Genomic DNA, 12099 nt, shown 5'->3' with positions numbered 1-12099 from the left:
ACGAGCGGCCACTGACCGTCCTCGGACTCAACTGACCTGCACCAACACACGATCAACGAACTTTGCAATCGCCCTGAAGCCGCAGGGCTTCGGCCGCATCGGCCCCGACCGCACCCCGTTGCTAGCCCTCCCCGGCAACCCGGTCAGCTCCTACGTCTCCTTCGAGCTGTTCGTCCGCCCCGCGATCCGCGCCCTCATGGGGCTCGAACCGCGTGAGCGCAGGGTGGTCCGGGCCCGCCTCGAGATCGGCGAGCCGCTCACTTCGCCGGCCGGTAAGCGGCAGTTCCTGCGCGGCAGGAACGAGCCGCCCGCGCAGGGCGAGGCGGTCGGCCGCGTCACTCCCGTCGGGGGAGCCGGGTCGCACCTGGTCGCCGCCCTGGCGCGCGCGGACGCACTGATCGTGATCCCGGAGGACACCACGGCGGTCGAGCCCGGTGTCGAACTGGACGTCGTCCTCCTCGGCTCAGCTTCCTCGGCTGGGGGCTGGTGAAGGCGATGCCCGAATCCTGGGGCGACGATCTGGCCATTGCCGGTGATCCCGACGAGTGCGCGGAAAAGCTGGGCCGCCTTCTTGCCGCAGGGTTTGACTCCGGCGACGTCTTGCCCGGCTCAGAAAGCAAGGACTCTGATGACACACCGCGTCTTCTTCCTCACGTCGGATCGAGCACACCCGAGGAGACGGCTGCGTCCATCGCTGCGGAAATCATCCAGATACGCCAGGGCGGAAAGGCGGAACGGGCCGGCGCCGGCACCACCATGCTCGGGCCATGGGACGTGGCAGCCGGGCGGGAGCGCGCCAGGTGAGGAGCCCGTGGTGTGGCCGCCGCCGTGTCCTGTGGCGGGGCAGCTTTTCCTTCCGGTAACAGCGTCCGCCGGCGGGGCACGGCTGCCGTGCACGCCGCCCGAATGTCGGATCCCCGACCACCACGACGTCCCGCAAGGCGGCCCAAAGCCGCGCCGCGCTCCCAGCCATTGCGGCCGTGCCCCGCGTAACCCTGTTGCATCCACGAGGAGTTATCGATGACCACCCCTCCGCCCGCGACCGCGCTGGCCGAGACCATCGCGTCGCTGATGCCGCGCGCCAGGACTGAGCTCGCCGAACTGGTTGCATTCCAGTCCGTGGCCGACCCCGCCCAGTTCCCGAAGAGCGAGTGCGAGGCCGCCGCGAAGTGGGTCGCCGACCTGCTCCGCGCGGAGGGGTTCAGGGACGTCGCGCTGTTGGACACCCCGGACGGTACTCAGTCCGTATACGGGTATCTTCCCGGCCCTGCGGATGCCCCGACCGTGCTGCTTTACGCCCACTACGATGTGCAGCCACCACTTGACGAGTCCGCCTGGCTCTCGCCCCCGTTCGAGCTTACCGAGCGCGACGGGCGCTGGTACGGGCGTGGTGCGGCCGACTGCAAGGGCGGCCTGATCATGCACATGCTCGCGCTGCGTGCACTCAAGGCCAACGGCGGGATACCGGTAGGTGTCAAGGTTGTCGTAGAAGGCTCGGAGGAGCAGGGCACCGGAGGCCTGCAGCAGTACGCCGAGCAGCACCCGGAACTGCTTTCGGCCGACACGATCGTCATCGGTGACGCCGGCAACCTCCGTGCCGGGCTGCCGACAGTCACCGCGACTCTGCGCGGCATGGCGTTGATGCGCGTGGAGGTGAACACCCTTGAGGACAACCTCCACTCAGGCCAGTTCGGTGGAGCCGCGCCCGACGCGCTCGCCGCGCTGATCCGCGTCCTTGACTCGCTGCGGGACGAGGACGGCTCGACGACCGTGGAAGGACTGGCCGCGGACGGAGTGTGGGAGGGGCTGCAGTACCAGGAGGAGAACTTCCGGCGGGACGTCGGGGTTCTCGAAGGGGTGGCACTGACGGGTAGCGGAACGATCGCGGACCGTCTATGGGCGCGGCCGTCCGTCACTGTGCTCGGCATCGACTGCCCGCCGGTGACCGGCGTCACGGCGTCCATTCAGGCGTCCGCATGCGCACTGGTCAGCCTGAGGGTCCCGCCAGGGACGGAAGTGGCTGAGGCCGCCGCACTGCTGACCGCGCACCTCGAGGCCAAGGTCCCCTGGGGTGCGCGGGTCGCGGTGGAGCAGGTTGGCCAGGGGCAGCCGTTCCAGGTGGACACCACCAGCCCGGCATACACGTCGATGGCGGAGGCCATGCGGGTCGCCTACCCGGGAGAGGAGATGCAAGTCGCAGGACAAGGCTTCTCAATCCCGCTGTGCAACACACTGGCCTCGCTTTACCCGAAGGCAGAGATCCTATTGATCGGCCTGAGCGAGCCGAAGGCGCAGATCCACGGAGTGAACGAGAGCGTGTCGCCTCAGGAGCTGGAGCGGCTCTCGCTCTCCGAGGCGCTGTTCCTGATCGGCTACGCGGATTCGAAGAGGAGTTGTCCGGATCAGTCGGACGAGGGTCAACACCGCTGACCTCGCGCTTTCGCGAGGTGGGCTGTCCGGTCCTTGAGCAAACAAGCGAGCGGTGCGTTTGACCTGCAATGCCGGTGAGTCAGGAAGTTTCCGCAGGTGAAGGGCATGTTGATGCCCGTTTTGAGTGTGAAAAGACCCTCGGCGCGGTCGGGTGCTCACCACGATCTGATGATTCGCCGGACTGCTGTCGGCCCGGGCGGTGGTGTACTTCGTTCTGGCGCTGTGTCTGTTCAGCAGCTCGGGCAGTGCAGGTCCTCCGGGATACCGGGTGGTCCTGCGGTCCTTGACCGAGAAGCTGCGGCACCTGCCGGGCGGATTCGTGCAGCGGCAGCCCACCAGCTCGGCGCTCACCAGGGCCCGTCAGCGTCTGGGCGGCAAACCGCTGCAGGCGCTCTTCGAGCGCCGATGCGGCCCGCTGGCGCCGCCTGCCTGCCCGGCGCACCGGCCCCAGGACCGGCCGGCGCAGGCGGAGAAGTTTCGCCTGGCGACCAGTCCCCTGGATCACCGGCACGCGCCCGCACGGCAGTTGGCCCAGCTCTACCACCAACGCCGGGAGATCGAGAACGGCTTCGCCGAGCTCAAAAACCGCCTGCGGGGTGCCGGCTTCATCCTGCGCTCCAAGACCCCCGAGCTCGTCTGCCAGGAGATCTACGCACTCCTCACCGTCTATCAAGCCGTGTGCGCACTCAAGGCTCACGCCGCCGAACAAGGCGAGGTCGATCCCGAGCGGTCTCGTTCACCACCACGGTCCAGCTCGCCCGGCTCAAGAGCTCACGCGTCCCGGTCTCCAGGTGTCCACGATCAAGGGGAAGCTTCACCACGCCGATCCTCCTGGCCTCCCCACGCACAGACCGTTCCTCCGTCCCCATCCCACCCCGAGAACCCGTACCTCAGCCCGTAGCATCGGGCGACAGAGCCACCGGGGCGGCGATGAACCACCGGCCGGACCCACCTGCGGACTCACCAGCAGTTGACTGGCCTGCGCAGACCGGTCAATTGCTGGTGAAGTACCAGCCCAGGAATGCCAGGAGGACGATGAGCAGTGCCGCGCCGGCAACCCTGGGCACGATCCGCCTCGCCACGGGACCGACCGCATCGAGCAGATCCAAGTGGTCGTCCGCGGCACGGAGGTGAGTCCCAGGGGCGGCGGGAGCCGTGAGCTTGGTCGCAACGCCGCTGCCGTTGGACACCGGTGTGGGGGTCTGCGACACACCACCCTGGTGGGAGTCTGTCTGGCCTTGCGAGTCTGTCTGGCCTTGCGTCCCAGAGGTAGCGAGCTCGGCGGACAGGGCCTGGGCGAACCGGTCGATGAGCGTTGACGACACATCCTGTATGGCGCCGCGACCGAACTGCGCCGGCTTCCCGGTCAGCTTGAGCACGGTGACTACACGGACCTCGGTCTCGTTGCCGCGGTCGCACAGGGACGTCTGCACCGTCGCACTCACGGTCCCGGCGCCCTTGCTGTCCTTTCCGGACGCCTCGATGACGACGCGGCGAGCGGCCTCGTCCCTCTCCACGAAACGGGCCCGGCCCCGGTAAGTCATCATGATCGGACCGAGCTTCACACGCATCCGGGCCGTGATGTCATCGCCGTCGACTGAGTCCAGCGTCGCCCCGGGGACGCACGCCACCACCCGCTCGACATCGAGCAGGACCGGCCAGGCCTGGTCAGCGGGCAGGGGTACGGTGAACGTGTTTTCGAGCTGCATGGATCACTCCCTGAGATCTGCCTCTGCCAGTGATGCGGTCGGTCGGGCACTTGCGCGGTGAATGGGGCCGTCGGTCCTCGACAGTCGCTCGCCGGTTCCACCCGTGCGGGTCTGGATGATCTCCGCCGCGATGGATATCGCGGTTTCCTCCGGGGTGTGCGAACCGATGTCCAGACCGATCGGCGATGCGAGCCGCTGCAACTCGTCGTCGGTGACGCCTTGCTCCCGGAGCCGGTCGATCCGGTCACGGTGGGTCCGTCTGCTGCCCATCACACCGATGTAGGCGGCTCGCGTCCCGAGGGCGACCTGGAGCAGCGGTACGTCGAACTTGGGGTCGTGGGTGAGCACGCAGATCACTGTGCGCTCATCGACAGCCGTCCGGGCCAGGTACCGGTGCGGCCACTCGCAGACCACCTCATGAGCCTCGGGGAACCGCCTGCGCGTGGCGAACACCGGTCTGGCGTCGCACACGGTGACGTGGTAACAGAGGAAGACTCCGATCCTGGCCACCGCGGAGGCGAAGTCGATCGCACCGAACACCAGCATCCTGGGAGCGGGCGTGTAGGACTGCACGAACACCGACACTTCGTCGTGACGCCGCTCCCCGTGCAGCCCGTAGTGCCGAATGCCGGTCTGCGCCTGGGCCAGCATGGCGCGGGCGTCCTCGGTGACCGCGTGGTCGAGCCGCTCGTCGCCGAGTGATCCGGAAGCGTGGTCCGGCCACAGTACGCGGCGGGCGCCGATCCGGCCGTGACCGTCGACCACGGTCGCCACCGCTACCGGCTCGCTCCGCTCGATCGACGCGACGACCTCCCCGAACTGCGGGAACCTGGTCCGGTCGACCGGCTCCACGAAGACGTGGATGATCCCGCCGCAGGTGAGGCCGACAGCGAAGGCCTCGTCGTCGCTCACTCCGTACTTCTCGAGCGCCGGTTCTCCGGTCTGGACGGCGAGTTGGGCGGCTTCGTACACGGCACCCTCGACGCAGCCACCCGACACGCTGCCCACCACCTCGCCGGCGCCGGAGACGGCCATGGCCGCTCCGGGGCCGCGGGGCGCGCTGCGGGAGGTATGAACCACGGTGCCGAGTGCGAACCGCTCCCCGGAGTCGTACCAGCCGGAGATGGCGTGCAGGACGTCACGCATGGGTCGCTTCCTTGTGCCGAGGGGCCGCCGAGCGGCGGCCGGTCACTCGATCACTCCACCGTGGACCGCCTCGGAGGAGGCGATGAACTCCGACCATTCGCTGAGGAGTTGCTTGAACTCCGGCGTGTCCAGCGCCTGCCGGTACTCCTCGATTCCGACGACCTCCAGCACCTCGAGGTAGTCGTAGGAGGGGGAGCCGTCGTCCAGCGTCGACTCGAGCCTGGTGACGTCGTAGCGCTGGATCGCCGGGTTCGCGCGAGCGACGGGGTAGTCGGTGCGCCGGATCCAGCTCTCGTAGTCGGCCGGGTCGACACCTTCGCGGAGCTTGTTGAGGAAGAAGACGCGGTACGGCATGAGGGTCCTTTCGTCAGAGCCGGGGGAGTACTTCGCGGGCAGTCAGCTGGGCGACCTCGCCTGCCTGGTCCGCCGGGAACAACCACAGCCCGATGGAGTCGGAGCCCGCATCGAGCAGGCGGCGCAGCTTCTCGGCGCATTCGTCGGGGTCGCCGGCGACCGCCAGGTCGTCGACCCAGGCGTCGGGCATGTCCCGCGCGACGGCTTCGGCTCCGCCGGCCGCCAGCAGCTCATTGAGCTGGTCCTGGATCCCGTACACCTGCGACAGGGCGCTGTTGGGCATCGCCGCGAGGTAGAAGGCGATCGATTCCCGCACCGCGGCCCTGGCGACCTTGGAGTCGGAGTTGACCGAGAAGAGCGTGTAGGTCACCAGCCGGTGCGGGTCGGTGCGCTGGGCCTTTTCGGCGCCTTCGGTGATCCGGGCCCTGGCCCACTCGACGTAGGCCGGGCTGGCCAGGACCGACAGGATCGTGCCGTCGGCGACAGCGCCCGACACCCGCAGCCCCCTCTCGTTCACCACCCCGGTGTAGAGCGGCACGCGGGTGGCCGCCGGGTACGTCAGCTCAATGTTGTCGAACTTGAAATGTCCCTCTTCGGTGAGCGATTTGCCGTCGAGCAGCTGCCTGACCGCGGTCACGCATTGGCGGAGGGTTTTCAACGGCGCTGGCGGCATGAGGCCCATCTGGTCCAGCCAGGCAGGCACGCCGTGCCCAATGCCGCCATAAATGCGGCCCGGAAACAGTACGTCGAGAGTGGCGAGTTCCATGGCCAGGATCGCGGGGTGCCGAGTCACCGCGGAGACGATTCCGAGACCGAGCGGCAAGTGGTTGGTCCCGGCAAGCGCCGCGGCGGCTCCGGCAATTCCACCGGAGAAGAAACAGTCCTCGGAGAACCACATTTCTCCGAAACCGAGATCTTCGGCCTGGCGGGCCATCGCCACGATGTCCTTGGCGGGCATGTGGCTTCCGAGGACCAGTCCCACCGGCATGTCAGTCGCGGCGCTCATCGCACGCCCACCCGTGGGTGCCGCATCGCAGGTTGCTCAAGCATCGCTCCTCCTGAAGTGAGGGGGCCGGGGACAGACGCCGAAGGGGATCAGCGGTGGCCGGGGAGGTGCCCCGGCCCCATGTCCCGGAAAGTTAGGGGCCGCCGGACCTGCTGGTCTTCGGTGCTTCCCACAATTCCTCGCGAGATCTTGTGCATCTCGCAAGGATGGCTCCGCAGCCCGGCCGAAGCAGCGCCCCGCGTGGCTGCGGGCATGCCGCCGACAGCCCCTCACTCTGCGTGACGCCGCTGGTCGGCAGGCCGCGTCGGGCGGGTTGCACAATTTCCGGCTTCACTGGTCGCAGAAAGCACAATGACCCGTCGGCGCGCCGAATCTAAGGTCAATTCAGACCGTCGGCATATGCGTTCGTCCGCGGACAAGCCGCGAGGCTGCGGCTGCGGCTGCGGCTGCGGCTGCGGACAAGGTACGAGGTCGAGGTCTGCTGGACACAACAATGGAGAGCCGATGCGCATTGGCATTGACGTAGGTGGAACAAATACCGACGCGGTCCTCATGGACGGCGATCGGGTGTGCGCACATACCAAGATTGCAACCACCGAAGATGTGACGACAGGCATCGCCGAGGCCTTGAAGACCCTCCTGTCGGGCACGCAATACGAACCATCGGCGATCCAGGGCGTCATGATCGGCACGACGCATTTCATCAATGCGATCGTGGAGGGAAACCGCCTCGCCCCGACGGCCGCCATCCGGCTGGGGCTGCCGGCAACCGCCGCCCTGCCCCCGATGTCGAGTTGGCCCGAGCGCCTGGTGCGGGCGATCGACGGCCGGGCCTACATGTGCCACGGCGGGCACGAGATCGACGGGCGGCGGATCGCTCCCATGAGCTGCGACGAGCTGGCCAGGGTGGCCGAGGAGATCGCCGCGCAGGGAGTGCGCAGCATCGCGATCTCATCGGTGTACTCCCCGGTGAACGAGGAGTGCGAACGTGAGGCCGCCGAGATCCTCAAGGAGCTCCTTCCCGGGGCGTCGCTGAGCCTGTCCCACGAGATCGGGCGTATGGGCCTGCTGGAGCGTGAGAACGCCACCATCATCAACGCCTGCCTGAGCGAACTCGCCGACCACATCTGCCGCGGCCTGGCCGAGGCCGTGAGCGGCGCGGGGATCGACGCGCCCCTGTTCCTCAGCCAGAACGACGGCACGCTCATGGACGTCGACTACGCGCGCCGCTACCCGGTCGCTACCTTCGCTTCCGGACCGACCAACTCGATGCGCGGCGCGGCCTTCCTGTCCGGCCTGCGCGACTGCGCCGTGGTGGACGTCGGCGGTACCACGACGGACGTGGGCATGCTCCGCAACGGCTTCCCGCACGAAGCCTCGACCGAGGTCAGTGTGAGCGGCATCCGCACCAACTTCCGTATGCCCGACGTCCTCTCGATCGGTATCGGCGGAGGCAGCTGCATACGGTCCGAGCCGTTCGGCGTCGGCCCCGACAGCGTCGGCTACCGGCTGACCGAGAAGGCGCTGGTGTTCGGGGGCGACACGTTGACCTGCACCGATATCGCGGTGGCCGCCGGGATCGCCGACATCGGGGACCGGAGCCTGGTCCGTCATCTGGACCGGTCGTTCATCGACGCCGTGCTGCAGCGGATCTCCGAGGACATGACCAACGTGGTGGACCGGGTGCGCACCAGCTCCGAGCCCATCGCCGTGGTGGCCGTCGGCGGCGGCAGCATCCTCGTCCCGGAGAGCCTTCCCGGCGTCGGTGAGGTGCGGCGGCCGGAGTTCTTCGCCACCGCCAACGCGATCGGCGCGGCGATCGCGCAGGTGGGCGGCGAGGTCGACCGCATGTACTCGATCCAGCCCGGCCAGCGGGACGCCGTGCTCGACGAGGCCAAGCAGGAGGCCGTCGACAAGGCGGTGTCGGCCGGTGCGAGCCGCTCGTCGGTGCAGATCGTGGATGTCGACGAAGTCCCGCTGGCCTACCTGCCGGGCAACGCGACACGGATCCGGGTCAAGGCAGTGGGAGATCTCGTCCTCGCCCGGTGAGGCGGTGCGGTATCGGGCGATCGAAAGGACAGAGGGAGACATGGCATACACGCTTGAGCTCGACGACTTGGAAGACCTGGCGCGGGGCGCCGCCCTGCTGGGGACCGGGGGCGGCGGAGATCCCTACATCGGGACCCTGCTGGTGGCCGAGGAACTGCGGCGCGGCCGCACCATCCGGCTGATCGAGCCGGACGAGGTCGACGACGAGGCGCTCGTCATCGCCAGCGCATTCATGGGCGCACCGACCGTCGTCATCGAGAAGATCCCCGGCGGGGGCGAGCCGGTGACGGCACTGCGCCGGCTGGAACGGCATCTCGGCAGGAAGGCCGACGCCATCATTCCGATGGAGTGCGGCGGCCTGAACTCGATGGTTCCGCTGCTGGTCGCGGCGCGCACCGGGCTGCCGATCGTCGACGGCGACGGGATGGGACGCGCCTTCCCCGAGCTGCAGATGGAGACCTTCGGGGTGTACGGGGTCGCGGGCTCACCGATGGCGATCTGCGACGAGCGCCAGAACGTGACGATCATCGACACCGGCGATGACAACCGCAGCATGGAGTGGTTCGCGCGCGGAGTGACGATTCGGATGGGCGGCGTCTCCTACATCGCCGAATATCCCATGAGCGGCACCGACGTGAAGCGCACCGCGATCCCGGGGACCATGACGCTGGCCCTCCGGCTCGGCAGGGTGATCCGGGAAGCCAGGGAGAGCCAGCAAGATCCGTTCCAGGCGTTGATCGACTATCTGTCCGGCACCATCTACGAGCACGCACGCATCCTGCTCGAGGGCAAGGTCGTCGACATCGAGCGCCGCAGCGCCGACGGGTTCGTCCGCGGCACCGCGACCATCGCGACGTTCGACGGCGCGACGAAGGTGGAGCTCACCTTTCAGAACGAGCATCTGGTGGCCCGCAGCGACGGAAAGCTGCTCGCGATCGTCCCGGACCTCATCTCGGTGCTCGACGCCGAGACCGCGACGCCGATCACGACCGAGGCGCTGCGCTACGGGCAGCGCGTCCGGGTGATCGCCATCTCCACGCCGGCGATCATGCGCACCCCCGAGGCACTGGACGTCTTCGGTCCCCGGGCCTTCGGCCTGGACGAGGACTGGACGCCGGTCGAGAAGCTCGCGCCGCTGTGACCCGGACCATTCACCCCCAGGAGCACCCATGCAGTCGCAGACTTACTCCATCGGCGTGATCGGTGGCACGGGCCCGCAGGGCAAGGGACTGGCGTACCGGTTCGCCCGCGCCGGACACCGGGTCTTCCTCGGATCCCGCTCGCCCGAGCGGGCACAGGAGGCGGCCCAGAAGCTCAACGCCAGACTTCCCGCGGACCAAGCAGTCTCCGGGACGTCCAACGCCACGGCCGCATCGGTCAACGAGGTCGTACTGCTGGCCGTTCCGTGGAACGGCCACACCGAGCTCGTGGCAGATCTGCGCGACCACCTGGCCGGCAAGATCGTGATCAGCTGCGTCAATCCGCTGGGGTTCGACAAACGCGGCCCCTACGGCCTGCCGGTGAGCGACGGCAGTGCCGCCGAACAGGCCGCAGGGTTGTTGCCGGACAGCCGTGTGGTCGGGGCCTTCCACCACGTGTCCGCGGTAAGCCTGCTCGGCGACGCCGAGTACCTCAAGGACGAGGACGTCCTCGTCTGCGGTGACGACGCGGCCGCGAAGGGCGTCGTGCAGGAGCTCGTCCGTGCGGTCACCGGCCGGATCGGAGTGGACGCCGGGGCGTTGCGTCTGGCCCGCCAGCTCGAACCGCTGACGGCGGTGCTCATCTCGATCAACAAGAAGTACAAGACGCACTCCGGCCTCGCTGTCACCGGCCTGACCAGAAGTCACTGAAGGAGGAGGTGCACATGTCTCTCATCCTCAAGCCCGGCACGGCCTGGGCGGACGCCTACGCACGCTGCGTGGCCGTCGCCCCGGAGGCATTCCACGACGACCGGGTACTCAACCTGTGGGGCGGCCAGTGGCGTCGCGACGGTGCTCCCATCCCGGCGGCCTCCGCGGTCGACGGCACTGAGATCGCCGGGCCGCCGTTTCTGAGTCTTCAGGAGGCCTCCGCCGCGGTCGCCGCCGCCGCGCAGGCGCACCGCGAGTGGCGTCAGGTGCCGCTCGTGGAGCGCAAGGCCAAGGTCACGGCCGCGCTGGACGCGCTTCAGACCCACCGGGACCTGCTGTCCCTGCTGCTGGTGTGGGAGATCGGAAAGCCGTGGCGCCTGGCCACCAATGACGTCGACCGCTGCATCGACGGAGTGCGGTGGTACGTCGAGGAGATCGACCGGATGCTCGTCGGCCGCACGCCTCTGGCCGGACCGGTCAGCAACATCGCGAGCTGGAACTACCCGATGAGCGTGCTGATGCACGCCATGCTCGTCCAGTTGCTCGCCGGCAACGCCGTGATCGCGAAGACGCCGACCGACGGCGGACTGGCCTGCCTGACGCTGGCCTGTGCGCTGGCGGCACGCGAGGGCCTGCCCATCACGCTGGTCAGCGGTTCCGGGAGGACGCTCTCCCCGGCCCTGGTGGCGGCACCGGAGATCGGCTGCGTCTCGTTCGTCGGCGGACGGGCGGCCGGCAGCCAGGTGGAGAGCCTCGTCGACCAGAGGAAGCGGCACATCCTGGAGCAGGAAGGTCTGAACTGCTGGGGGGTGTGGGAGTTCAGCGACTGGAAGACACTGTCCGGTCATCTGCGCAAGAGCTTCGACTACGCCAAGCAGAGGTGCACCGCCTACCCCCGCTATGTGGTGCAGCGCTCGCTGTTCGACGACTTCCTCGCGGCCTATCTGCCCGTGCTGGACGAGGTCCGGTTCGGACACCCACTCGCAGTCGCTTCACCGGACGATGCGCTGCCCGATCTCGACTACGGGCCACTCATCAACGCCGCCAAGGTCAAAGAGCTGAACGACGCCGTGGCGGAGACCCTCGACCGGGGCGGTGTCCCCCTCTACCGGGGCGACGTCGGCCGCGGCCGCTTCATCGACGGCCAGGACCGCTCCGCCTACCTGGCGCCGGTCGCGGTCCTGAGCCCGCCGAGCTCGTCCGCGCTCTTCCACGCCGAACCGTTCGGCCCCGTCGACACCATCGTGCTCGTGGACACCGAGGCCGAGCTGCTCGCCGCGATGAACGCCAGCAACGGAGCGCTCGTCGCGTCCCTCGCCTGCGACGACGAAGCGACGGCCCAGCGGCTGGGCAGGCAGCTGCAGGCGTTCAAGGTGGGGATCAACAAGCCGCGGTCCCGCGGCGACCGCGAGGAGGTCTTCGGCGGCAACGGAGCCTCGTGGCGCGGCGCATTCGTGGGAGGTGAGCTGCTCGTGCGCGCGGTGACCGATGGCGCGCCCGACGACCCGCTGCACGGGAACTTCCCGTCCTACACCCTGCATCCCGCAACCTGAGA

At 68.5% G+C, this 12099-nt stretch carries 11 protein-coding genes and 1 pseudogene; 8 read left to right on the top strand and 4 right to left on the bottom strand.

From position 1 onward, the window contains the following. The 4 genes and pseudogenes from ABD198_RS25625 to ABD198_RS25605 all read left to right on the top strand — a co-directional run. Window positions 1–490 (top strand): annotated as a pseudogene (locus tag ABD198_RS25625) (hypothetical protein); the annotation flags it as partial. Continuing rightward, the gene (locus ABD198_RS25620) at window positions 487–804 is read left to right on the top strand and encodes a hypothetical protein (RefSeq protein WP_344006143.1); all 318 of its coding nucleotides are present in this window, start codon (window positions 487–489) and stop codon (window positions 802–804) included. The pseudogene ABD198_RS25625 and the gene ABD198_RS25620, both read left to right, overlap by 4 nt. A 216-nt stretch (window positions 805–1020) precedes the next feature. Then, entirely contained in the window at window positions 1021–2430 is a 1410-nt protein-coding gene (locus ABD198_RS25615) for a dipeptidase (RefSeq protein ID WP_344006141.1), read from the top strand. Window positions 2431–2611: 181 nt separating this feature from the next. Next, window positions 2612–3331: a transposase domain-containing protein gene (locus tag ABD198_RS25605; RefSeq protein ID WP_425580549.1), complete on the top strand. Its 720-nt coding sequence runs from the start codon at window positions 2612–2614 to the stop codon at window positions 3329–3331. A gap of 91 nt (window positions 3332–3422) precedes the next feature. Here ABD198_RS25605 and ABD198_RS25600 read toward each other — a convergent pair whose 3' ends face one another. From ABD198_RS25600 to ABD198_RS25585, 4 genes are read right to left on the bottom strand one after another with little or no spacing between them, the layout of a single operon-like run. Continuing rightward, window positions 3423–4139 (bottom strand): SRPBCC family protein, encoded by a 717-nt coding sequence (locus tag ABD198_RS25600; RefSeq protein ID WP_344006139.1) that lies wholly within the window; start codon window positions 4137–4139, stop codon window positions 3423–3425. 3 nt (window positions 4140–4142) lie between these two features. Continuing rightward, window positions 4143–5285, bottom strand: a complete 1143-nt coding sequence (locus ABD198_RS25595; protein WP_344006136.1) for an XdhC family protein — start codon at window positions 5283–5285, stop codon at window positions 4143–4145. 42 nt (window positions 5286–5327) lie between these two features. Next, window positions 5328–5639, bottom strand: coding sequence for a hypothetical protein (locus ABD198_RS25590; protein WP_344006134.1), 312 nt, complete (start codon window positions 5637–5639; stop codon window positions 5328–5330). Between the two features lie 13 nt (window positions 5640–5652). Further along, window positions 5653–6645: an LLM class flavin-dependent oxidoreductase gene (locus tag ABD198_RS25585; protein ID WP_344006131.1), complete on the bottom strand. Its 993-nt coding sequence runs from the start codon at window positions 6643–6645 to the stop codon at window positions 5653–5655. Between the two features lie 399 nt (window positions 6646–7044). Between ABD198_RS25585 and ABD198_RS25580 the strand changes: the two genes are divergently transcribed. From ABD198_RS25580 to ABD198_RS25565, 4 genes are read left to right on the top strand one after another with little or no spacing between them, the layout of a single operon-like run. Continuing rightward, on the top strand, window positions 7045–8694 hold the full coding sequence (locus ABD198_RS25580) for a hydantoinase/oxoprolinase N-terminal domain-containing protein (RefSeq protein ID WP_344006129.1): 1650 nt from the start codon (window positions 7045–7047) through the stop codon (window positions 8692–8694). A 40-nt stretch (window positions 8695–8734) separates the two neighbouring features. Further along, on the top strand, window positions 8735–9835 hold the full coding sequence (locus tag ABD198_RS25575; RefSeq protein WP_344006127.1) for an S-methyl thiohydantoin desulfurase family protein: 1101 nt from the start codon (window positions 8735–8737) through the stop codon (window positions 9833–9835). A gap of 28 nt (window positions 9836–9863) precedes the next feature. Further along, window positions 9864–10544: an NADPH-dependent F420 reductase gene (gene npdG, locus ABD198_RS25570; protein WP_344006125.1), complete on the top strand. Its 681-nt coding sequence runs from the start codon at window positions 9864–9866 to the stop codon at window positions 10542–10544. 14 nt (window positions 10545–10558) lie between these two features. Next, on the top strand, window positions 10559–12097 hold the full coding sequence (locus ABD198_RS25565; RefSeq protein WP_344006123.1) for an aldehyde dehydrogenase family protein: 1539 nt from the start codon (window positions 10559–10561) through the stop codon (window positions 12095–12097). Window positions 12098–12099 lie beyond the last annotated feature (2 nt).

The organism is Streptomyces thermocarboxydovorans (assembly GCF_039524635.1).
GTDB classification, from domain to species: Bacteria; Actinomycetota; Actinomycetes; order Streptomycetales; family Streptomycetaceae; genus Streptomyces; species Streptomyces thermocarboxydovorans.
The sequence above is the reverse complement of the archived record's forward strand: the minus strand, read 5'-3'. Positions and strand labels throughout refer to the sequence as shown.